The sequence below is a fragment of the Variovorax guangxiensis genome, assembly GCF_003952165.1.
GTDB classification, from domain to species: Bacteria; Pseudomonadota; Gammaproteobacteria; order Burkholderiales; family Burkholderiaceae_C; genus Variovorax; species Variovorax guangxiensis.
The window spans coordinates 99,149-119,001 of the sequence record NZ_RXFT01000002.1; the positions used below are offsets into that span (position 1 = coordinate 99,149).

Consider the following 19,853-nt stretch of genomic DNA (forward strand, 5'->3'; position numbering starts at 1 on the left):
AGCGATCGAGCATGTAAGTTTGCCCGGAAGGATGCGCGCATGGCCATGCAATACGTGAACTGCGACACAGATGGCGCCGTCTGCACCATCACCCTGAACCGGCCCGACAAGCGCAACGCGGTCGACGGCCTGGTGGCGGCCGAACTGCGCGAAGCCTTCGGCCATTTCGAGGCCGAAGATGCATTGCGCGTCGCGGTGCTGACCGGCGCGGGCGGCCACTTCTGCGCGGGCGCCGACCTCTCCGCCGTGGGCGACCCCGCCCGCCGCAACGAGCTCGACCCCGAAGGCGGCGGCAGCGGCCCGATGGGCCCCACGCGCATGGCGCTGTCGAAGCCGCTGATCGCGGCGGTGAACGGCTTCGCGGTGGCCGGCGGCCTCGAGCTCGCGCTGCTGGCCGACCTGCGCGTGGCCGACGAGGACGCGGTGTTCGGCGTGTTCTGCCGCCGCTGGGGCGTGCCGCTGATCGACGGCGGCACGGTGCGGCTGCCGCGCATCGTGGGCATGGGGCGAGCGCTCGACATGATCCTCTCGGGCCGCCCGGTGGGCGCGCCCGAGGCGCTCGCGATGGGCCTGGTCAACCGCATGACGCCGCCCGGCGGCGCGCTGGCCGCCGCGCAGCAGCTGGCGCGCGAGATCGCCGCCTTTCCGCAGCGTTGCATGCTGGCCGACCGGCGCTCCGCCTACGAGCAATGGGACATGCCGCTGGCCGAGGCCCTGCGCCGCGAAGGTGCGCTGGGCGTGCCGGTGGTCTTCGCCGAGGGCCAGGCCGGCGCCGCGCGCTTTGCCGGCGGCGCCGGGCGCCACGGCGAGTTCGGAAGCTGAAAACCTGGCCTACCCCTGGCCGATGCGGCGCAGCGTGGTCCGCAGCGCCTTCGCGAAGCGCGGGTCGGCCATGGCGCCGACATTGAAGCGCGACCAGCGCGACACCTGCGTCGAGTCGACGGCGAAGATGCGCCCCGGCGCCATCACGATCTTGCGCGGCAGCAGCTCCTTGGCGAAGGCCAGCGAGTCGGCCACGCCGGGCAGCGCGGCCCACACGTAGAGCGACTGGGGAGTGCGCGCGAACACTTCCGCGCCGACCGACTCGAAGAGCTTCATCGCGTTGCGCGTGGCCTCGCCCAGCCGCGTCTGCAGCCGGTTCAGGTGCCGCTGGTAGTGGCCTTCGCTGAGGATGACGTCGACGGTGCGCTCGGCGTACTCCGAGCTGCTCACGTGGATCAGCGCCTTCAGGTCGGCGAGATCGCTCGCGAGGTCGGCGCCGCATGCGATGAAGCCCACGCGCAGCGCGGCCGAGAACGACTTGGAGAAGCTGCCGATGTAGATCGTGCGCTCCAGCTGGTCGAGCGCGGCCAGCCGGGGCAGCGCCGTGGGCTTGAAGTCGGCCAGCGGATCGTTCTCGACGATCAGCAGGTCGTGCTTCTGCGCGAGCTGGAGCACGCGGAATGCCTTGGCGGGCGAGATGTCGGAGCCGGTGGGGTTGTGCGCGATCGACTGGGTGAAGAAGAGGCGCGGCCGCTCGGCAACGAGCAGGCGCTCCAGCGCTTCCAGGTCGGGCCCGTCGGCCAGGCGCGGCACGCCCAGCACCTGCGCGCCCGCGAGCTTGAGCTTGCCGAACAGCGGGTAGTAGCCCGGGTCGTCCACCAGCACCTTGCCGCCGGGCGGCACGAAATAGCGGATGACGATGTCCATGGCCTCGTTGGCGCCGTGCGTGAGCACGATCTGCCGCGGCTCGGCGCCGATGCCGAAGTCGGCCAGCTTGCGCACGAGGTGATCGCGCAGCGGCGCGTAGCCGAAGCGGCTGCCGTAGCGAAAGAGCGCGCCGAGCCCCGTGCGTACGACCTTGGGGTGGTACTTGTCGAGCCGCACGTCGGCCAGCCACTCGACCGGCGGAAAGCCGTCGCCCACGGCGATCGCGTCGGGCTCGGTCTTGAGCTGCTCGCGCATGAGCCACACGATGTCCATCGCGCGGCCGAGGCTGCCGGCGTCTTCCTCCGCGGGCCCGGGGGCCGAGGGCCGCGCGCACACGAAGTAGCCCGAGCCGCGCCTGGGCTCGACCAGCCCGCGCGACACCAGCAGCTCGAAGGCGGCGACCACGGTGTTCTTCGCATAGCCGTGCAGCTGCGCCAGTTCGCGCAGCGAGGGGAGCTTGTCGCCGGCCTTGTAGGCGCCGCTCGCGATCTGGCGTTCGATGGCGTTGGCGAGCGAATCGGCGATGGTGGTCATGGCCTGCGACTGTGACACAGCGGGCGCGAACGGCCACCCACTGTCTCCACTGTCCCGCCAAACTGTGCCTTCCGGCGGCGGTACAGCCGACCTAAATTGCCTGCTCCCGAACTCGCATTCAAAAGAGACACGCAACGATGGTCGCCGATTCCCGCCTTCCCAACTTCCGCGCACTGACACCCGCGCAGCGCCTCGAACACATCGCGGGCATCGCCTCGCTCACCGCCGACGAGACCGCCCTGCTCGCCCGGCCCGGCGCCCTGGGCATGGACCGCGCCAACGGCATGATCGAGAACGTCATCGGCACCTTCGAGCTGCCGCTGGGCGTGGCCGGCAACTTCGTGGTGAACGGCCGCGAGTACCTGGTGCCGATGGCGGTGGAAGAACCCTCGGTGGTGGCCGCGGCCTCGTTCATGGCCAAGCTGGCGCGCGAAGGCGGCGGCTTCGAGGCATCGAGCACCGGACCGCTGATGCGCGCGCAGGTGCAGGTGGTGGGCATCGGCGATCCGCAGGGGGCGCGGCTCGCGCTGCTGCGGGCGCGCGAGCGCATTCTGGAAATAGCGAACAGCCGCGACAAGGTGCTGATCGGCCTGGGCGGCGGCTGCCGCGACATCGAGGTGCATGTGTTCGAGAGCACGCCGCGCGGCGCGATGGTGGTGATGCACCTGATCGTCGACGTGCGCGACGCGATGGGCGCGAACACGGTCAACACCATGGCCGAGGCGGTGTCGCCGCTGGTCGAGGAGCTCACCGGCGGCACGGTGCGGCTGCGCATCCTGTCGAACCTCGCGGACCTGCGGCTGGCGCGCGCCCGCGTGCGGCTCGCACCGGCCGTGCTCGCCACGCGCGAGCGCAGCGGCGAGGAAGTGGTGGAAGGCGTGATCGACGCCTACACCTTCGCGGCCGTCGACCCCTACCGCGCGGCCACGCACAACAAGGGAATCATGAACGGCATCGACCCGGTGATCGTCGCCACCGGCAACGACTGGCGCGCGGTCGAGGCAGGCGCACACGCGTACGCCTGCCGCCATGGCCGCTACACCTCGCTCACGACCTGGGAGAAGGACAACACCGGCGCGCTGGTCGGCACCATCGAGCTGCCGATGCCGGTGGGGCTGGTGGGCGGCGCCACCAAGACGCATCCGCTGGCGCGGCTGGCGCTGAAGGTCCTCGGCGTGCAGTCGGCACAGGAGCTCGGCGAAGTGGCCGCTGCGGTGGGCCTTGCGCAGAACCTGGGCGCCCTGCGCGCGCTGGCCACCGAAGGCATCCAGCGCGGCCACATGGCACTGCACGCACGCAACATCGCGCTGGTGGCCGGTGCCGCCGGCGAGGAGATCGACGCCGTCGCGAAGCAGATGGCGGCCGAGCACGACGTGCGCACCGACCGCGCGGTGGCGCTGCTCGAAGCGCTGCGCAAGAACAAGAAGTAGGCAGGCAGGCAGACAGGAAGGCGTTGCGGGCCGCGCCCGCATCAACAACAACGACGGAGACGACAGCATGAAGACGGACAGTGCAGGCCGCGCGAGATGGCGGCTGGTTGAAATATGGGGCGACACCGCCGACCTGGGCCACCTCGCGTGGTCGATCGCCATCGGCCTCGTGGTGAGCCTCGCGGGCTTCCTGGTGGCCAACCGCGTGCTCGCGAGCACGGTGGGCACGCCCGAGCTGGCACGGGCCTACGCCATGCTCGCGGGCCTGGGCGGCTGCGTGCTGTCGGGCCTGATCTGCGCCTGGCTCTTCACGCCCAAGCGCGAGGTGATCGAGGGCACGGGCGCCGATCCGCGCTGGCGCGAGGAAGTGCTGGCCGAACTGGCCGGCGAGCACGGCGACCTGGGCTCGGTGGCCGACCTGCCCCCTGCGGTGGTGCGCGAGATGAAGGAGCTCGAGATCCACGACCTGTTCGCCTCGTACCGGCCACGCGCCGCGCGGCAGGAAGGCGGCGCGCCATGATCGCCGCATCGCTGCTCGACCAGATCCTCGTCGCCACCGGCATGGGCCTTGTCGGCGCCGTGGTGTTCGCCGCCATCGGTCTCGTCTCGGGCACCGACGAGACCACCACGCTCGCGCCGCTGACGCTGCTGGTGGTGCTGCTGGGCGTACCGCCCGAGGGCGTCTTCACCTTCTTCCTGGCCGCGGCCGTGGCCAAGCACATGACGCACGCGGTGCCCACGGCGCTGCTGGGCATTCCGGGCGACACCATGGCCACGCCGCTGCTGCAGGACGCCAACGTGCTGCGCAACCTCGGCGTGCCGCACATCGCGCTGCGCAAGATGGTGTCGGGCGCGATCATCGCGGCCTTCATCTCGGTGCCGCTGGCCGTGCTGTTCGCGGTGCTGCTGGCGCCCTACGGCGCGGCCATCACCAAGGCGGCGCCGTGGATCTTCGTGGTGGCAGCCGTGGCCATCGCGTATTTCTCGAGCGGGCGCTGGGCCTCGGTGGCGACGCTGGTGCCCTTCGTGGTGGTGATCGTGGCGCTGCAGGCGCTCACGGGCAAGTACGGCGTGAAGCTCAGCATCAGCTACTTCCTGGGCATCGCCATCGGGCCGCTGGTGGCCGACCTGTTCTCGGTGATCTCGCCGGCCGCGCGTGCGCGCATGAAGCGCGAGAAGGTGCGCACCTTCTCGCTGGCGCCCGACGTGAAGGGCTGGTCGGGCTACTTCCCGAACCCGTTCAAGGTGCTAGACCGCGGGCAGGTGAAGTGGACCTTCGCGACGGCGGCCGTCTCCAGCGCCACCTTCGTGTTCAGCCCCGTCGCGATGACGGTGGTGCTCGGCGAGCTGGTGGGCTCGCGCGTGAAGCACGCCTACCATCGGCTCACGACCACGCTGGCCGCGCGCAACGGCGTGACCGAGGCCACCTACATCGCCGAGGCGCTGATTCCGCTGATCGCCATCGGCCTGCCGCTGAGCCCGGTGGCCGCGGGGCCGGCCGCGCCGCTCTTCAACGCGCCGCCCGTCTTCACCATCGACGCGGCCAGCGGCCAGACCCACAACCTGCACAACCTGCTGAGCCACTGGGAGTTCCTGGGCTACGGGATGCTGGCGGTGGTGCTGGCGGCGCTGGTGGCCTATCCGTTCACGATGAACTTCGCACGCCGCGCGGCGCTCTTCGTCTCGCGCAAGGTCAGCCACGAGGCGATCATCGCGACCTTCGTGGGGCTGATCGTGGTGATCAGCGTGTGGGAAGGCCAGTTGCTCGGGCTGCTGGTGATCCTGACGATGGGGCTGCTGGGCGGGCTGCTGTCGCGCGCCATCGGCTTCAACACCGGCGTGCAGTTCATGGGTTACTACACGGCGGTGCTGACGGTGCCTGCGGTGGTGAAGGCCTTCGGCTGATCGGAGAAAGAGGCTGTCAGCGCACCTTCGCGCAGACCGCCTCGAACACCGCGCCGCTCACCGTCTCGGGCTTGCCGACGGGCGACCACCGGGTGTGGCGGCCGATGTCGAGGTCGTGCACCTCGAGCGGCCCGTTGTAGCTGACGACACGGCGCATCTTCTCGCGGCGGCCCTTGCAGTCGTAGTCGCCCAGGTAGTTGGACGCGCGGAAGGGCTGCTTGCCCACGTCGTTCTGGAGCTCGAAGTAGTCGTAGCGGGTCCAGGCCTCGACGAATTCGCCGTGGGGGCGGATCGACGGGATCTTCAGCGAAACCTTCTTGCGGGCCGTGGTCATGAGCTGTGTCCACTCCTGCTGTTTCGGCTGGGGCTGCGCGGAGACACAAGGGACGGCGGCCACCAGCGCAAGGACGCCGACGGCGGGGATCAGGCGAAGGAACGGGTTCACGGCTCGGACTCCCTGTGTGGTTCTGTATGTCTGCGTGGGCCGGCGCCGGCCGGCAGCCGGAAGATATCAAAGCAGGCCCAGGGCAGCTCAGCGCGGCTTCGGCTGGGTCTTCTTCGGGGTCGGCTTCGGCGCAGGCTTCGGCTTGTCGCCGCCGAACAGCTTTTCCACCTGCTGCCCCACGCGCGCCCCGATGGCGGTGCCCACACCCGGCAGCACCGCGCTGCCGATGGCCGCGCCGGTGAGCGCGGCGCCGGTCAGCGAGAGTTCGGGGTCGCTCATGCTGCCGCCCACCTTCAGCGGCACGCCGACCACGCCGTCGACGAGGTCGACCGCGATCTCGCCGTCGAGCTTGCGGTTGAAGAGCTTCAGGTTGCCGCTGGCGGTGAGCACGCCCGAGCGGGCCTTGAGGTTGCTGTACTGCATCACCACGCCGTCCTCGGTGCCCTGGGTGTCGAGGGTGCCGGTGAGTTCGTCCAGCGCGGTGGTGCCTCCTCGGCTGATGCCTGCGGTGGTGACGGCCTTGGCCACGTCCAGCCTGGTGAGCGTGGCCGGTTGGACCGAGAAGGTGGTGCGGGTGTGCAGGCTGCGGATGAGCGCGCCGAGATCCTCGGCGCTCGCCGCCTCGGCCGCGAGCGTGGTGGTGCCCGAGAACTTGCCGGCCACCGAGGTGCGGCGGCCGAAGGCCTGCACCAGGCTCTCGATGTCGATCTGGCGCGGCTCCAGGTCGGCCGAGAGCTGGAGCTTGCCGTCGGGCTGCGTCTCGAGGCGGGAGACGCCGTTCCAGGTGCCGCCGCCCACGTCGATGCGGGTGCGCCAGCGGTCCTGCCCGGCCTGGCGGTCCAGGCGCAGGCGCACCGCAGAGGGAGTGCCGGCGCGCTCGATGCGGGCCTGGCGCGGCCGCCAGCCGGGGTCGAAGCGGATGTCGCCGTCGTAGGCCAGCGAGATGTCGCGCCGGTCGATCCAGCTCACGTCGCGCCAGCGCAGCTGTTCCACGGGGACGGGCGCGAGCGTCCATGGCGCCGGCAACGCGATGACGCCCTCCCCGCTCTCCCGCGGCTTGGGCCCCTTGCCCCGGAAGGCACGCACCGAGGCGCGCGGCAACACCAGGCCGTCGACCTCGATCTCGTCCACCGCAATGACGCGCTGCAGCAGCGGCGCGAACTGCAGCTGCACGCTCACGCGGCGCAGGGTGATGGGACGGGGCTGGTCGGTGGCGATGTCGGACAGCACGAGCACGGGTACCGGCACCAGCGCCCAATGGGCGCCGCCCACCTTCAGGGCCACGCCGAAGCGCTTCTCGAAGGCCTCGGCGATCTTCGCGGCCACCTCGTCGTCGGTGGGCAGGCGCGCGCTCACCACCCACACCAGCGCGCCCACGCCCAGCAGCAATGCAACGGCGATGCCGAGGAGCCAGCGGCGCAGGGGGAGCTTCATCGGCGCAAGGTAGCACGCAAAGGCGACTCGGTTTGTCAGCCGCCATCGCTATAGTTTTGGCCACTGTTACAGGCAGGAAGAAAGAAAGAGGCACTGAATGCGTATCTGGAAGAAAGAGGTCTCCGTCGAGACCCTGACGAGCAACCACGTGGGCACCGTCGTCTCCGCGCTGGGCATCGAGTTCCTGGAGGTGGGCGACGACTTCATCCGCGCCCGCTGCCCCGTGGACGAGCGCACCCGCCAGCCCTACGGCATCCTGCACGGCGGCGTGTCGGTGGTGCTGGCCGAGACGCTGGGCTCCTGCGGCGCCCACTACTCGGCCCCCGAGGGCGACCGCGCCGTGGGCCTGGACATCAACGCCAACCACATCCGCTCGGTGACCAGCGGCTGGGTGATCGGCACGGCGCGGCCGGTGCACCGGGGGCGCACCACGCAGGTCTGGCAGATCGACCTGACCAACGAGGCGGGCGAGCTGACCTGCGTATCGCGCATCACGATGGCGGTGCTGCAGGCGCGCTGAAGGCGGCGGTTTTCTTTCTCCTGCGGCAGGGTGCATGCCGGTGTTCAGGGCGGGGTTCATCACCCACAATCACGCCCCGGGAAAGCCGGGACGTCCCGGCCACCGAGCACTACATCCAACAAGAGGAGATAGAAGAATGTTCAACTGGACTGAACGGCCCGCGTCCGCGCTGGCCAACGGCGCGGTGATCGCGCCCGACGAGCGGCTGCCCTGGCTGCAGACCGGCGCGATGGGCGTGCAGCACGTCATCGCGATGTTCGGCGCCACGGTGCTGGCGCCGATCCTGATGGGCTTCAACCCCAACATCGCGATCCTGATGAGCGGCATCGGCACGCTCATCTTCTACTTCGTCACCGGCGGCAAGGTGCCCAGCTACCTGGGCTCGAGCTTCGCTTTCATCGGCGTGGTGATCGCCGCCAGCGGCTACACGGGCAAGGGGCCCAACGCCAACATCGCGGTGGCGCTGGGGGGCATCGTGGCCTGCGGGGTGGTGTACATCCTGATCGGGGCCATCGTGCAGGCCATCGGCACGGGCTGGATCGAGCGCTTCATGCCGCCCGTGGTCACGGGCGCGGTGGTGGCGGTGATCGGGCTCAACCTGGCGGGCGTGCCGGTCAAGAACATGGCGGCCGGCAACTTCGACGCCTGGATGCAGGCCGTGACCTTCCTCTGCGTGGGCCTGGTGGCGGTGTTCACCCGCGGCATGCTGCAGCGCCTGCTGATCCTGGTGGGGCTCATTCTGGCGACGCTGGTCTACGCCGCGCTGACCAATGGCATGGGCATGGGCAAGCCGGTGGACCTGAGCGGCATCGCCAACGCGGCCTGGTTCGGCATGCCGACCTTCACCGCGCCGGTGTTCACGGCCAACGCGATGCTGCTGATCGCGCCCGTGGCGATCATCCTGGTGGCCGAGAACCTGGGCCACCTGAAGGCGGTGACGGCCATGACCGGCCGCAACCTCGACCCGTACATGGGCCGCGCCTTCATCGGCGACGGCATCGCCACCGTGGTGAGCGGCGCCGCAGGCGGCACGGGCGTGACCACCTACGCCGAGAACATCGGCGTGATGGCGGCCACGCGCATCTATTCCACCGCCGTGTTCGTGGTGGCCGCCGTCATCGCGCTGGTGCTGGGCTTCAGCCCGAAGTTCGGCGCGCTGATCCAGGCCATTCCGCTGCCGGTGATGGGCGGCGTGAGCATCGTGGTGTTCGGCCTGATCGCCATCGCGGGCGCCAAGATCTGGGTCGACAACAAGGTCGACTTCTCGCAGAACAGGAACCTGATCGTGGCGGCCATCACGCTGATCATCGGTACGGGCGACTTCACGCTGAAGTTCGGCGACTTCGCCCTCGGCGGCATCGGCTGCGCGACCTTCGGCGCGATCATTCTTTACGCGCTGCTGGGCCGCTCCAGGAATTGAACTGCGAGCGAGCCCTTCCAGGGATACCGTGGAACCGGCTTTGCCGGGCCACCGGTATCGCCCCCTGCAAGGGGGTTGGCGAAGCGACACGAAGTGCCGCGAAGCCTGGGGTTAGCTTGGTAACCTCATGAAAGAAGTGTTTGCCGGAGGGCCTGAGGCGGGGGCCCTTCACCGGCCTTTGGCCCGCGCCCGTTAGACTCCAACGCTTTTCGCACCGACGTTTTCCCAATGGCCGATGTCTCCGCCGCGCGCACCAAGGCGGTTTTCGAATTCAAGAGCGCCACGCTGCCGCTGATCGCAGTGATCCTCAAGACGTCCGACCTGGACGTGCTGGCCGAGGCGCTCGACGCCCAGCTGGCGGATTCGCCCGACTTCTTCGAGCAGGAGCCGGTGGTGATCGACCTCTCGCTGCTGCAGGAGTCGCAGGATGACGGCGACATCGACTTCGCCGCCCTGCGCGGCCTGCTGGCACGCCACCAGACGCAGCCCATCGCGGTGCGCGGCGGCAACGACACCCAGCACGCCGCAGCGCGCGCGGCCGGCCTCTCGGTGGCGGCCATGCCCGCGGCCCCGGCGCCCCGCGCCCCGGCCCCGCCGGCCGAGCCCCCGGCCTCCGAGGCCCCGCAGATCGTGCGCGAGGTGCCGGTGCCGGCCAACGGCACGCTGCTGATCGACAAGCCGCTGCGCTCGGGCCAGCAGGTCTACGCCCGCGGCGGCGACGTGGTGGTAACCGCCATCGTGAGTTTCGGCGCGGAAGTCATCGCCGACGGCAACGTGCACGTGTACGCGCCGCTGCGCGGCAAGGCCATTGCCGGCGCGCGCGGCAACACCGAGGCGCGGATCTTCTCGACCTGCATGGAGGCCCAGCTGGTAGCCGTGGCCGGCATCTACCGGACCAACGAGGTGCCGCTGCCCGACACGGTGCTGGGCAAGCCGGCCCAGGTGCGCCTGGACGGCAAGAAGATTTCCATCGACCCCATTCCCTGACCGGACGAACCCGATCACGGAATGCGGCGACCCTGACAAGCAACAACTGAATCGAAACAAGAAGGAATGGCCATGGCCAAAATTGTGGTGGTGACTTCGGGCAAGGGCGGCGTCGGCAAGACGACGACGAGCGCCAGCTTCGCGTCGGGCCTCGCGCTCGCGGGCAAGAAGACGGCGGTGATCGACTTCGACGTGGGCCTGCGCAACCTCGACCTGATCATGGGCTGCGAACGCCGCGTGGTGTACGACCTGATCAACGTCATCCAGGGCGAGGCCAACCTGAGCCAGGCGCTCATCAAGGACAAGCAGTGCGACAACCTGTTCGTGCTGGCCGCCTCGCAGACGCGCGACAAGGAAGCGCTCACGCAGGAAGGCGTCGAGAAGGTGCTGGCCGACCTCGCCGCGATGGACTTCGAATACATCGTCTGCGACTCGCCCGCGGGCATCGAGACCGGCGCCATGATGGCCATGCACTTCGCCGACGAGGCGCTGGTGGTGACCAATCCCGAGGTGTCCTCGGTGCGCGACTCCGACCGCATCCTGGGCATGCTCAGCAGCAAGACCAAGCGCGCCAAGGAAGGCGGCGAGCCCATCAAGGAACACCTGCTGATCACCCGCTACAACCCCAACCGGGTGGCAGGCGGCCAGATGCTCTCGCTGGAGGACATCCAGGACATCCTGCGCATCAAGCTGATCGGCGTGATCCCCGAGTCGGAGAGCGTGCTGCACGCCTCCAACCAGGGCGTGCCGGCGATCCACGACAAGGAAACCGACGTGGCCCAGGCCTACACCGACGTGGTGGCGCGCTTCCTCGGCGAGGACCGGCCGATGCGCTTCGTCGAGGCGGAGAAGCCGGGCTTCTTCAAGCGAATCTTCGGGAGCAAGTAGCCCATGTCCTTCCTCTCGTTCCTGCTGGGCGAAAAGAAGAAGACTGCGAGCGTCGCGAAAGAGCGGCTGCAGATCATCCTCGCCCACGAGCGCTCGAGCCTCAGCGGCAAGAAGCGGCCCGACTACCTGCCCGAACTCCAGCGCGAGCTGGTGGCGGTGATTTCCAAGTACGTGTCGATCAACGCGGACGACATCAAGGTCAACCTGGAGACCCAGGACAACCTCGAAGTGCTCGACATCAAGATCGAGCTGCCCGACCCGGCTCCGACGCCGGCGCGCTGAGCGCGAAGGACCTGAAGCGCAGCGCCGGGCCCGCGTTCAGCGCTGCGCCACGAAGCGCGCCACCTGCGTCAGCACCTCGGCTTCCTTGAGGATGCGGCGATGTCCCCATCCCTGCGTGGCTACGAGCTGCGCACCGCGGATCGCATCGCGATACGCCTGCGCGTCGGCGAAGCGGTTCACGCGGTCGTCGCGGTCATGAACGATCAGCGTGGGCTGCGCGATGCGCGGGCCCACCGCCGCCGGTTCGAGCTGCGGCATCAGCACGCCCTCGCGCGATTCGAAGCGCCGCTGCATCGCGAGGCGCGTGGCTTCGCTCAGCCCGAAGGTGTGGGCGAAGTAGCGCGTGTATTCGCGCGGCGAAGCGGGCGGAGCGAGCAGCACGAGGCGCTCGGCCGGTAGCCCGCGTGCGGCAGCCAGGGCCAGCCCGTTGGCGCCCAGCGAATGCGCGACGGCGGCGCGCAATGCATGGCCATCGGCCGCCAGCCGGGCCGCGACGTAGGCGATGGCGCGCGCGAACTGCGGCGAATTGCTCATCGTGCCGGCGCTGCGGCCATGGGCCGGCAGCTCGAGCAGCACGGGCCGCAGCCCTGCGGCGGCCACGGCCTGTGCGAGCGGCAGCATCTGGCCCGCATGGCCGCCCCAGCCATGCACAAGCAGCACCACCGGTGCCGACTCGGCGCCCGAGTCCTGCGCGGCGAGGTGGTAGATGCCGACGCTGGCCTCTTCGAAGGACCAGTCCTCGCGCCGCCATTCGGCACCGGGGCCCTGCCCGCGATAGAGCCATTTGGGCGGCAGCGGCGTGCCGAAGACGCGGTAGGCGGCGCGCACCGCCAGCGCCGGCCAGAAGCGCTGCGAGGTGGTGAGGCCGAAGCGCAGCGCGCGCATCGTGCGGCTGGGCCGGTAGTAGTTGGACTGCGCGGCGTGGCCGGCTGCTGGAGGGGAAGTGCTCGTCATGGATCGGTGGTCCTTCCGGGCTTCAGTACCAGACCCAGTCGCGGTTGCTGCGCGGCAGGCTGCGCAGGGTGTCGCGAAGGCCCTTGATGCCAAGGACGGCCGCGTAGGCGGCTAGAAAGAGGGCAATGATCAGCATGGTGCTTCTCCTGTTTTATCGCACGGCTGTGCGAAATTTTGGCAAATCGAACGCAGGGAATCCGCCTGGTTCTTGAAGGGGCCTCGCTCAGGCGAGGTAGCTGGAAAGAAGCCGCTGCCAGGTCTGGGTGGCGCGGTCGGCGGCCTGCGGGTCGCGCAGGAAGCGCGCGTCGTGCAGCTGGGTCATGGTCACGCCGTTGAGCTCGCTCACGAGCTGCGCCGGATCGGTGTCTGCCTTGAGCTCGCCCGTCTCGATGGCCTGCAGCACGGTGCGGCGCAGCGCGGCGCGCCAGCGGGTGATTTCGCCGAGCAGCACGTCGCGCAGCTCGCCCTCGCGGTCGTCGAACTCGAAGGCGCCGGCCATGTAGAGGCAGCCGGTGTGCATCTCGACATCGCGCGTGCGGGCGATCCAGCGCGACACGATATCGTTGAGCCGGGCCAGGCCCTTGGGCTTCTGCATGGCGGGCACGAACACATCGGCCAGGAAGCCGCGGCCGTACTCCTCGATGACGGCCTTCTGCAGCGCCTCGCGCGAACCCACGCGCGAGAACACGCCGCTCTTGGACAGGCCCAGCCTGCTGGCCACGGCCTGCAGCGTGATCGCTTCCAGGCCTTCTGCCAGCGCGAGGTTCATTGCCGCGCCGACGATGGCGGCGCGGGTGAGTTCGCTTTTCTGGGTCTTGGCGTCCATGCGGCGAACTTTAGCACAGCCGTGCGAAATCACAAGTGCCTGGAGAAAGGCCGCTGCTGGAGCGCCTTAAAGATGTTTTGCTCATGTGAAACCAACAAACGCATCGTTCCCCGAATAAGCGCTTCTGCCGAGAATCGCCGGTCGGCCCCAGCCGGGGCTTCGATGACTCCTCCGCGCCAGATGAACTTCCAACAACTGCGCTCGGTACGCGAGGCCGTTCGTTGCGGCTTCAACCTGACCGAAGTCGCCCACACACTGCACACCTCCCAGCCCGGCGTGAGCCGGCAGATCCGCGAGCTCGAGGAAGAGCTCGGCATAGAACTCTTCGTGCGCGCCGGCAAGCGGCTCACGGGGCTCACCGAACCTGGCGGGCACGTGCTGCCGATCATCGAGCGCATGCTGATGGAGAGCAGCAACCTCAAGCACGCGGGCCAGGAGTTCGTCGCGCAGCAAAGCGGCCTGCTCTCGGTGGCGGCCACGCACTCGCAGGCGCGCTACGCGATGCCGGTGGCCGTGCAGGAATTCCGCGCGCAGTTCCCGAACGTGAAGCTGCACTTGCACCAGGGCTCGCCCAAGCAGATCGCGCAGATGCTGCTGGACGGCGAGGCCGACGTGGGCATCGCCACAGAGGCGCTGGGCGACTATCCGCAGCTGGTCGCCCTGCCCTGCTACCGCTGGACGCATTCGGTAATAGTGCCGCCGGGGCATCCGCTGCTCGACGCGCCGCTCACGCTGGAGGCGCTCGCGCGCTATCCGCTCATCACCTACGACACGGGCTTCACCGGCCGCTCGCGCATCGACGAGGCCTTCGAGCAGCGCGGACTGCAGCCCAACATCGTGCTGGCCGCGATGGACGCCGACGTGATCAAGACCTACGTGCAGCTGGGCCTGGGCATCGGCATCGTGGCCGGCGTGGCCTACGAGGCCGAGCGCGACACGCAGCTGCGCGCAATCGACGCGGGGCGGCTCTTCGGCATCAACCTCACCAAGCTGGCCGTGCGGCGCGGCACTTACCTGCGCAAGTATGTGTACGCCTTCATCGAATCTTTCGCGCCCACGCTGACGCGCGCGGTCGTCGAAGGGGCTCTGGGAGACCAGGAGAAGGCCTCCCACTACGAAATCTAGGCTTTGTCCAGAAGCTGGAAGCGGTTGTGTACCGGGGACGACAGAATGGTTAAAAAAGAAGTCTGAAGCTTCACACAAGCGGCGTACATTCGGGTTAATTCCTTGGCTTCCTGGAAATGGATCAGCAATGGCATCGTCGACCTCGCAGCAGCAGCAACAGCAAACAAAGGCCTCCCGGAGGGCGGCCGATGCAGCGGAGCGGCGAGAACGCCTGAGACGGAGCCTGCCCGCCACGGTTGAACTGCTGCAGAGCCGACAGGCCGACCGCATCGACGACGCCGACATCGACGCGTACGTGAGCCTCAACTGGCTCGAGTGGCACGGCGGCGGCCTGCGCCTGACCATCACGGGGCGCAACGTCTGCGCCCAGTCGATACCCGCGGCATTGGCCTGAGGGCCTTCCTTCTCCGCGCAAACGAAAAAAGCCGCCGCAGTTGCTTGCGGCGGCCTTGCGACACGTGCCGGTTCCGCTTACTGGCCGGCGATGATGTTCGCGATCACGCCCGTGGCGATGGCCGCGAGCACGAAGTCGCCGCCCACGCCCACCCACTGATAGCCGCGGGGCGGCTGCTGCAGCCTGTAGGCGCGCCAGTCCTGCACCACGTAGTTGCGGCCACGGTACTCCGGCGGCACGCGGCCGCCACGACGCCATTCCGTATGCGGTTGCGGGAAACCGCGGCGGTCGAACTGGCGGCCATCCCGGAAGTCCTGGTTGCCGCGGTAGTGGTCGCCGTGCGGGCCGCGCCGATCGAAATTGCGGTCGCGCTGCTCATAGCGGCCATCGCCGGGACGGCCGTTGTTGTCGAAGCGCCGATCCTGCGCAAAGGCACTCCCTGCGGCCATGCACATCGCGAGTGCCGCGGCGCCCACGGCCATGATCTTCGAGTTGGTCTTCATCCGGAACTCCTTCATGCGTTGATGACGAGTTCATTGTGTGCCGCGCGTGTATCCGATTCGGCCGCTTCAGGTCGCGGTCAGGTGAAATCAGGTAAGCGCTGGTATCCGCGCGGCGCCTTGTCCTTCATGTGACTGGCACGTAGCGGTTGACCACCATGCCGCTCTCGTAGGCCGTCGAGCCCATCAGCCGCAGCTTGTGGCCCTTGTGGGGGTCGTGGAACACCGAGCGCCCCGCGCCCACGGCCGTGGGGTTCACGAAGAACTGGAACTCGTCGACCAGCCCCGCCGCCACGAGCGCCGACGCGAAGCCCACGCCACCGATGGTGATGATGTCCTTGCCCTGTTCGCGCTTCAGCGCGTTCACTTCTTCCGCCATGCCGCCCCTTGCGATGACGGTGCGCTCCCACCGCGAAGACTCGAGCTTGTCGGTGAGCACGACCTTGCGCGCCTCGACGATCTTCTGCGCGAAGGCGTAGTGCGGATCCGCGGGAAATCTCTTCGCGGCACGGCCCCAGTGATCGAGGTAGCCCTCCTGCACGATGAGCCGGCTCAGCAGGATGGTGTCGATGCCTTCGAAGACGGCGTTGAAGTCGCGCTTCAGCCTGTCGTCCCAACCCCAGCGATCGCCCCAGCCCCAGAGTTGCCAGTCGAGGCTGCCATTGGCCGGCGACACATAGCCGTCGACCGACATCTGCATTTGCAGGATGAGCTTTCTGGTCATGCGCATTCCTCTTGAATCGTTGCCGGCAAGCTTCTGCAGTAGCCGGCGAGAGTTGAAGAACTGATTGCCAAATGCAAGCAGTTGCAGTGTTGGTCAACCGATATAAAAATGCAAGCAGTTTTTGAAAGAGATCGGAAAGACCATGGCCTCCAGCGAAAAGTCGGCATGCCCGATCAACCTCGCGCTCGAAGTCTTCGGCGACCGGTGGAGCCTGCTGATCGTTCGCGACATGATGTTCGCGGGCAAGCGGCACTTCCGCGAGTTCCTGCAGTCGGAAGAAGGCATCTCCTCCAACATCCTCGCGGAGCGGCTGAACAAGCTGGTCGAGTACGGCGTGCTCTCGAAGGCCGACGACCCCAGCCACAAGCAGAAGGCCGTCTACAGCCTCACCCCGACGGGCATCGACCTGCTGCCGGTGGTCACGCAGATCGGCATCTGGGGCCGCAAGTACCGGCCGGTGACCGAGGAAAGTGCAGCGCCTTCCGTGGCCCTCGAAAAGGGCGGCGCCGCCTTGCAGAAGAAGATGCAGGCCGAGTTGCGCAAGACGCACCTCGACTCGCACTAGAGCCAGAACGCGGCGGCCAACGGGCCGGCACTCAGCCCTGGCTGGTGGAGCGAAGACTCAGCCGCCGACCGTGTTGTGGGCCTGGTGCACGCGCGAGCCGCTGCCGCGCCTCGCATCGGGGTCCACCGGCGGCAGGTCGAGTTCGATCAACGCGCCGTGCGCCTTCGCCAGGTCGAAGCTGCCCGTGGACTGCGGCCTGTCGGTGTGCAGCACGAGCGCATAGGGACCTTCGCCGCGCGCCGCGAGGCGCTGGCCGAGCCTGCCCCCGCCGCCGTTCTCTCTCGGCGAGGAGAGCACCAGCACGCTGCGTCCCAGCGCGATGACGGCCATGCGCACGTTGCTGCCGGGCACGGCCACGGGTTCGCCGACGTGAGTGTCGGCATCGGCGGCGATGCTGCTGCCGAGCAGGGCGCGGTAGCGCGCCAGCGTGGCATCGAGGTCGGCGACCGCCACCGCCAGGCTCGCGACGCCCAGGGCGCCGTTGGCGTGCACGCGCACCTCGCCTTCAGGCACTCGCAAGGCGCGCGGCGTGAGGTCGCCGCACAGGAAAGGCAGGTCGGCAGAAAGCGGGCGCGCGGTCTGCCAGCGCAGGCGTTCGCCGTCGGGCCGCACGCGGCCGCCGTCGAGCGGACCTTCGAGCACGAGCCCCCGCCCCTTCGCATCGTCCACGGTGGCGGCGGTGTCGCGCGGCAGCAATGCGAAGTCGACGATGCCTTCGCCGTGCTTGTGCAGCAGCTGCCACCAGCGCTCGCCGGGCGAAGGCTCGCGCCACGCGATCAGCTCGAGGTAGCTGCCGTCGCCGAACACCACCAGCGCGTTGTGCGTGGCGCGGCCCGGATGCTCGCCGCCGCGCAGCACGTGGAATCCGAGCGCGCCGTAGTCGGCGATGGTACGTTCGAGGTCGTGGACCGCGATGACGATGTGGTCGAGCCTGAGTGCCATGAATGCGTTCTCCGTGGATTTCCGGGTTCAGGATGCGGTGCGCGCCGCGCCGCCGCCGCCGAGGTAGGCGTCGCGGATGCGCGTGTCGGCCAGCAGCTCGCGCGCCGGACCCGACAGCACGATGCGCCCGGTCTGCAGCACGTAGCCGTGGTGCGCGATCTGCAGCGCGAGGCTCGCGTTCTGCTCGACCATGAACACCGACACGCCCTGCGCGTTGATGCGCGCGATGAGCTCCAGCACCTTGTCGACGTACAGCGGCGACAGGCCCATGGTCGGCTCGTCCATGCAGATGAGCTGCGGCCGGCCCATGAGCGCGCGCGCCATCGCCACCATCTGCTGCTCGCCGCCCGAGAGCGTGCCGGCCTGGAACTCGATGCGCTCGGCCACGCGCGGGAACAGCTCCAGCATGCGCTCCAGGTCCTGCGCCACGGCCTTGCGGTCACCGCGCGCATAAGCGCCCATCAGCAGGTTCTCGCGCACCGTCATCGCGGGGAACAAACGGCGCGCCTCGGGCACGGAACCGATACCCTTGCGCACGATCTGCGGCGTGCTCAGCCCCAGCGTCGATTCGCCGTTGAAGAGCACCTCGCCCGAGCGCGGCTTGAGCAGGCCCAGCACGATCTTCATCGTGGTCGACTTGCCGCTCGCGTTGCCGCCGAGCAGGCTGACGATCCGGCCCTTGTGCACTTCGATGTCGAGATCGAAGTGCGCCTGCACGGGGCCGTAGAAGCTGTTGATCTTGCGCAGCTGGAGCAGCGCTTGCTCCTGCTGCGGCTCATGGGAGGCAGGTGCTGCGCTGCGTTCGGGCTGCCCCTCATCCCGACCCTCTCCCCAGAGGGGCGAGGGAGCGAGGCCTGTGCGGGCGACTGTGGCGATCATGCGGGCACCGCCTCTTCTTCATTCGGTGTTTCCACCGAGCCCACATGGCGATGGCCGAGGTAGGCCTCGATCACCGCCGGGTCGTTGCGCACCTCGTCCGGCAGCCCTTCGGCGATCTTGCGCCCGTCGTCGAGCACGGCCACGCGGTCAGACAGCTGCATCACCAGGTCGAGCTTGTGCTCGATCAGCAGGATGGCCTGGCCGCGCGCCTTCAGGCCGCGGATGATCTCCAGCATTTCGGCCGTCTCGCTCTCGTTCATGCCGGCGGTGGGCTCGTCCAGCAGCAGCAGGCGCGGCTTCAGCGCGAGCGCGCGTGCGATCTCCACGCGGCGGCGGTTGGCGTAGGAGAGGCTGTAGGCCGGGTGGTCGATGCGCGGGGCAAGGCGCTGGCCGAAGAGCGCGATGATCTCTCGCGCCTCCTCGCGCAGCGCCTCTTCCTCGCGGCGCACCGCGCCGGGCTGCACCAGCGCGAGTGCCAGCTCGGCGATGGCGCCCAGCCCGGGCACACCGCCCAGGCGCGGTTTCACGGCACGCAGCCGCGTGTGCGCGCCGACCAGCACGTTGTCGAGCACAGTCAGATTCGCGAACACGCGCCCGTGCTGGAAGGTGCGCGCCAGCCCGAGTTGCGCGAGCTGCTGCGCAGGCAGGCCGGTGATGTCGTTCCCGTCGAACAGCACCAGCCCTTCGTCGGGCCGGTCGAGGCCGGTCACGAGGTTGAACAGCGTGGTCTTGCCCGCGCCGTTCGGCCCGATCACGCTCAGCAATTCGCCCTCGCCCACGTGCAGGTCGACCGCGTTGACGGCCGTGAGCCCGCCGAAGCGGCGCACGAGGCCGCGTATCTCAAGCAGCGACGGCATCGACCGTTTTCTCCCCCGCCCGAGCCTTCGAGTCGAAGTGCTTCACCTCGGCGCGGATGGTCTGCGGGTTGCGCAGCAGGTTGAGGATGGGGCAGTTGCGCTCCACCGCCTCGAACAGCGCATCGATCTCCTCGCGGCTCGCGGGCGAGTCGATGTGCACCGTGTAGCCGATCTCGTGCGGCCAGATGGGCGTCTTCTCGTGGCCCGGCTTGCCGCCGCGCGGGTCGATGATGCCCGTCACCTCCACCTCGAGGCTCTCGAGCGGAACCTGCCGCTCGGCCGCCTGGATCAGGAAGATGTGCGTGACGCAGGTGCCCAGCACGCCCAGCTGCAGCTCGGGCGAGCTGGGCCCGAGGTCGTAGCCAGCGAAGTCCGGCGGGCTGTCGCTGATGACCTGGTGTTCGCGGATGCGCAGCCGGCGCACACCGCTGCGGCCCTCGGCTTTCACGCTTGCTTTGAGTTGCACGGGCCGCGCTGTGCCGGCTTCGATGGCGGCATTGCGCGCCAGCACGGCGGCGCGCTTCTCGGCGAGGTAGTCGTTGAGGTGGCTCAT

Annotated in this window: 23 protein-coding genes; 12 read left to right on the forward strand and 11 right to left on the reverse strand. The window is 68.9% G+C overall.

What is annotated here, in order from left to right:
- The first annotated feature begins 39 nt into the window (after window positions 1-39).
- Window positions 40-822 (forward strand): crotonase/enoyl-CoA hydratase family protein, encoded by a 783-nt coding sequence (locus tag EJP67_RS06130; RefSeq protein ID WP_126020657.1) that lies wholly within the window; start codon window positions 40-42, stop codon window positions 820-822.
- Window positions 823-831: 9 nt separating this feature from the next.
- Here the strand turns inward: EJP67_RS06130 and EJP67_RS06135 are convergent, their stop codons facing one another.
- Window positions 832-2,223: an aminotransferase-like domain-containing protein gene (locus tag EJP67_RS06135; protein WP_206169460.1), complete on the reverse strand. Its 1,392-nt coding sequence runs from the start codon at window positions 2,221-2,223 to the stop codon at window positions 832-834.
- Window positions 2,224-2,360: 137 nt separating this feature from the next.
- Here EJP67_RS06135 and EJP67_RS06140 point away from each other — a divergent pair, with 137 nt between their 5' ends.
- The 3 genes from EJP67_RS06140 to EJP67_RS06150 all read left to right on the forward strand — a co-directional run bounded on the left by EJP67_RS06140 (window position 2,361) and on the right by EJP67_RS06150 (window position 5,558).
- Window positions 2,361-3,653, forward strand: coding sequence for a hydroxymethylglutaryl-CoA reductase, degradative (locus EJP67_RS06140; RefSeq protein ID WP_126020661.1), 1,293 nt, complete (start codon window positions 2,361-2,363; stop codon window positions 3,651-3,653).
- A gap of 67 nt (window positions 3,654-3,720) precedes the next feature.
- Window positions 3,721-4,173 carry a hypothetical protein gene (locus EJP67_RS06145; RefSeq protein ID WP_126020663.1) on the forward strand — a complete coding sequence of 151 codons (453 nt, stop codon included), beginning with the start codon at window positions 3,721-3,723 and terminating at the stop codon, window positions 4,171-4,173.
- Window positions 4,170-5,558, forward strand: coding sequence for a tripartite tricarboxylate transporter permease (locus EJP67_RS06150; RefSeq protein WP_126020665.1), 1,389 nt, complete (start codon window positions 4,170-4,172; stop codon window positions 5,556-5,558). The genes EJP67_RS06145 and EJP67_RS06150 overlap by 4 nt, the downstream gene beginning before the upstream one ends.
- Window positions 5,559-5,574: 16 nt before the next feature.
- Here EJP67_RS06150 and EJP67_RS06155 read toward each other — a convergent pair whose 3' ends face one another.
- Complete coding sequence (locus EJP67_RS06155; RefSeq protein ID WP_126020667.1) at window positions 5,575-6,003, reverse strand: surface-adhesin E family protein; 429 nt, start codon at window positions 6,001-6,003, stop codon at window positions 5,575-5,577.
- 87 nt (window positions 6,004-6,090) lie between these two features.
- Window positions 6,091-7,437: a hypothetical protein gene (locus EJP67_RS06160; RefSeq protein ID WP_126020669.1), complete on the reverse strand. Its 1,347-nt coding sequence runs from the start codon at window positions 7,435-7,437 to the stop codon at window positions 6,091-6,093.
- Between the two features lie 97 nt (window positions 7,438-7,534).
- Here EJP67_RS06160 and EJP67_RS06165 point away from each other — a divergent pair, with 97 nt between their 5' ends.
- The 5 genes from EJP67_RS06165 (at window position 7,535) to minE (ending at window position 11,534) form a co-directional block, all read left to right on the forward strand.
- Entirely contained in the window at window positions 7,535-7,957 is a 423-nt protein-coding gene (locus tag EJP67_RS06165; protein ID WP_126020671.1) for a hotdog fold thioesterase, read from the forward strand.
- A 136-nt stretch (window positions 7,958-8,093) separates the two neighbouring features.
- Window positions 8,094-9,377, forward strand: coding sequence for a solute carrier family 23 protein (locus EJP67_RS06170; RefSeq protein WP_126020673.1), 1,284 nt, complete (start codon window positions 8,094-8,096; stop codon window positions 9,375-9,377).
- A gap of 228 nt (window positions 9,378-9,605) precedes the next feature.
- Window positions 9,606-10,364 (forward strand): septum site-determining protein MinC, encoded by a 759-nt coding sequence (gene minC, locus EJP67_RS06180; protein WP_126020675.1) that lies wholly within the window; start codon window positions 9,606-9,608, stop codon window positions 10,362-10,364.
- A gap of 72 nt (window positions 10,365-10,436) precedes the next feature.
- Window positions 10,437-11,252, forward strand: a complete 816-nt coding sequence (minD, locus tag EJP67_RS06185; protein ID WP_126020677.1) for a septum site-determining protein MinD — start codon at window positions 10,437-10,439, stop codon at window positions 11,250-11,252.
- Window positions 11,253-11,255: 3 nt separating this feature from the next.
- Window positions 11,256-11,534 carry a cell division topological specificity factor MinE gene (gene minE / locus EJP67_RS06190; RefSeq protein WP_019653579.1) on the forward strand — a complete coding sequence of 93 codons (279 nt, stop codon included), beginning with the start codon at window positions 11,256-11,258 and terminating at the stop codon, window positions 11,532-11,534.
- 36 nt (window positions 11,535-11,570) lie between these two features.
- Here minE and EJP67_RS06195 read toward each other — a convergent pair whose 3' ends face one another.
- Both EJP67_RS06195 and EJP67_RS06200 read right to left on the reverse strand, forming a co-directional pair.
- Entirely contained in the window at window positions 11,571-12,488 is a 918-nt protein-coding gene (locus EJP67_RS06195; RefSeq protein WP_126020679.1) for an alpha/beta fold hydrolase, read from the reverse strand.
- Window positions 12,489-12,711: 223 nt separating this feature from the next.
- Entirely contained in the window at window positions 12,712-13,314 is a 603-nt protein-coding gene (locus EJP67_RS06200; protein WP_126020681.1) for a TetR/AcrR family transcriptional regulator, read from the reverse strand.
- Between the two features lie 180 nt (window positions 13,315-13,494).
- Here EJP67_RS06200 and EJP67_RS06205 point away from each other — a divergent pair, with 180 nt between their 5' ends.
- Window positions 13,495-14,439: a CysB family HTH-type transcriptional regulator gene (locus EJP67_RS06205; protein WP_126020683.1), complete on the forward strand. Its 945-nt coding sequence runs from the start codon at window positions 13,495-13,497 to the stop codon at window positions 14,437-14,439.
- Between the two features lie 127 nt (window positions 14,440-14,566).
- Window positions 14,567-14,833, forward strand: coding sequence for a hypothetical protein (locus EJP67_RS06210; protein ID WP_126020685.1), 267 nt, complete (start codon window positions 14,567-14,569; stop codon window positions 14,831-14,833).
- Window positions 14,834-14,910: 77 nt separating this feature from the next.
- Here EJP67_RS06210 and EJP67_RS06215 read toward each other — a convergent pair whose 3' ends face one another.
- Window positions 14,911-15,336 carry an RcnB family protein gene (locus EJP67_RS06215; protein WP_126020687.1) on the reverse strand — a complete coding sequence of 142 codons (426 nt, stop codon included), beginning with the start codon at window positions 15,334-15,336 and terminating at the stop codon, window positions 14,911-14,913.
- Between the two features lie 124 nt (window positions 15,337-15,460).
- Complete coding sequence (locus tag EJP67_RS06220) at window positions 15,461-16,057, reverse strand: dihydrofolate reductase family protein (protein ID WP_126020689.1); 597 nt, start codon at window positions 16,055-16,057, stop codon at window positions 15,461-15,463.
- 142 nt (window positions 16,058-16,199) lie between these two features.
- Between EJP67_RS06220 and EJP67_RS06225 the strand changes: the two genes are divergently transcribed.
- Window positions 16,200-16,622, forward strand: coding sequence for a winged helix-turn-helix transcriptional regulator (locus tag EJP67_RS06225; RefSeq protein ID WP_126020691.1), 423 nt, complete (start codon window positions 16,200-16,202; stop codon window positions 16,620-16,622).
- 57 nt (window positions 16,623-16,679) lie between these two features.
- Here EJP67_RS06225 and EJP67_RS06230 read toward each other — a convergent pair whose 3' ends face one another.
- Genes EJP67_RS06230 through EJP67_RS06245 form a run of 4 tightly spaced genes read right to left on the reverse strand, consistent with a single transcriptional unit; the run spans window position 16,680 to window position 19,853 of the window.
- Window positions 16,680-17,564, reverse strand: coding sequence for a VOC family protein (locus EJP67_RS06230; RefSeq protein WP_126020693.1), 885 nt, complete (start codon window positions 17,562-17,564; stop codon window positions 16,680-16,682).
- A gap of 27 nt (window positions 17,565-17,591) precedes the next feature.
- Entirely contained in the window at window positions 17,592-18,443 is an 852-nt protein-coding gene (locus tag EJP67_RS06235) for an ABC transporter ATP-binding protein (RefSeq protein WP_240650543.1), read from the reverse strand.
- Window positions 18,440-19,300 (reverse strand): ABC transporter ATP-binding protein, encoded by an 861-nt coding sequence (locus EJP67_RS06240; RefSeq protein ID WP_126020695.1) that lies wholly within the window; start codon window positions 19,298-19,300, stop codon window positions 18,440-18,442. The genes EJP67_RS06235 and EJP67_RS06240 overlap by 4 nt, the downstream gene beginning before the upstream one ends.
- Complete coding sequence (locus EJP67_RS06245; protein WP_126020697.1) at window positions 19,284-19,853, reverse strand: OsmC family protein; 570 nt, start codon at window positions 19,851-19,853, stop codon at window positions 19,284-19,286. Before EJP67_RS06245 ends, EJP67_RS06240 begins: the two co-directional genes overlap by 17 nt.

Excerpts from the sequence above, each read along its gene's own strand:
- EJP67_RS06135 (WP_206169460.1), bottom strand. The coding sequence starts at position 2,223 with ATGACCACCATCGCCGATTCGCTCGCCAACGCCATCGAACGCCAGATC.
- EJP67_RS06165 (WP_126020671.1), top strand. The coding sequence starts at position 7,535 with ATGCGTATCTGGAAGAAAGAGGTCTCCGTCGAGACCCTGACGAGCAAC.
- EJP67_RS06205 (WP_126020683.1), top strand. The coding sequence starts at position 13,495 with ATGAACTTCCAACAACTGCGCTCGGTACGCGAGGCCGTTCGTTGCGGC.
- EJP67_RS06235 (WP_240650543.1), bottom strand. The coding sequence starts at position 18,443 with ATGATCGCCACAGTCGCCCGCACAGGCCTCGCTCCCTCGCCCCTCTGG.
- EJP67_RS06200 (WP_126020681.1), bottom strand. The coding sequence starts at position 13,314 with ATGGACGCCAAGACCCAGAAAAGCGAACTCACCCGCGCCGCCATCGTC.
- EJP67_RS06170 (WP_126020673.1), top strand. The coding sequence starts at position 8,094 with ATGTTCAACTGGACTGAACGGCCCGCGTCCGCGCTGGCCAACGGCGCG.
- EJP67_RS06145 (WP_126020663.1), top strand. The coding sequence starts at position 3,721 with ATGAAGACGGACAGTGCAGGCCGCGCGAGATGGCGGCTGGTTGAAATA.
- minE (WP_019653579.1), top strand. The coding sequence starts at position 11,256 with ATGTCCTTCCTCTCGTTCCTGCTGGGCGAAAAGAAGAAGACTGCGAGC.
- EJP67_RS06150 (WP_126020665.1), top strand. The coding sequence starts at position 4,170 with ATGATCGCCGCATCGCTGCTCGACCAGATCCTCGTCGCCACCGGCATG.
- minD (WP_126020677.1), top strand. The coding sequence starts at position 10,437 with ATGGCCAAAATTGTGGTGGTGACTTCGGGCAAGGGCGGCGTCGGCAAG.
- EJP67_RS06245 (WP_126020697.1), bottom strand. The coding sequence starts at position 19,853 with ATGAGCCACCTCAACGACTACCTCGCCGAGAAGCGCGCCGCCGTGCTG.
- EJP67_RS06130 (WP_126020657.1), top strand. The coding sequence starts at position 40 with ATGGCCATGCAATACGTGAACTGCGACACAGATGGCGCCGTCTGCACC.
- EJP67_RS06225 (WP_126020691.1), top strand. The coding sequence starts at position 16,200 with ATGGCCTCCAGCGAAAAGTCGGCATGCCCGATCAACCTCGCGCTCGAA.
- EJP67_RS06240 (WP_126020695.1), bottom strand. The coding sequence starts at position 19,300 with ATGCCGTCGCTGCTTGAGATACGCGGCCTCGTGCGCCGCTTCGGCGGG.
- EJP67_RS06215 (WP_126020687.1), bottom strand. The coding sequence starts at position 15,336 with ATGAAGACCAACTCGAAGATCATGGCCGTGGGCGCCGCGGCACTCGCG.
- EJP67_RS06140 (WP_126020661.1), top strand. The coding sequence starts at position 2,361 with ATGGTCGCCGATTCCCGCCTTCCCAACTTCCGCGCACTGACACCCGCG.
- EJP67_RS06160 (WP_126020669.1), bottom strand. The coding sequence starts at position 7,437 with ATGAAGCTCCCCCTGCGCCGCTGGCTCCTCGGCATCGCCGTTGCATTG.
- EJP67_RS06220 (WP_126020689.1), bottom strand. The coding sequence starts at position 16,057 with ATGACCAGAAAGCTCATCCTGCAAATGCAGATGTCGGTCGACGGCTAT.
- EJP67_RS06230 (WP_126020693.1), bottom strand. The coding sequence starts at position 17,564 with ATGGCACTCAGGCTCGACCACATCGTCATCGCGGTCCACGACCTCGAA.
- EJP67_RS06210 (WP_126020685.1), top strand. The coding sequence starts at position 14,567 with ATGGCATCGTCGACCTCGCAGCAGCAGCAACAGCAAACAAAGGCCTCC.
- minC (WP_126020675.1), top strand. The coding sequence starts at position 9,606 with ATGGCCGATGTCTCCGCCGCGCGCACCAAGGCGGTTTTCGAATTCAAG.
- EJP67_RS06195 (WP_126020679.1), bottom strand. The coding sequence starts at position 12,488 with ATGACGAGCACTTCCCCTCCAGCAGCCGGCCACGCCGCGCAGTCCAAC.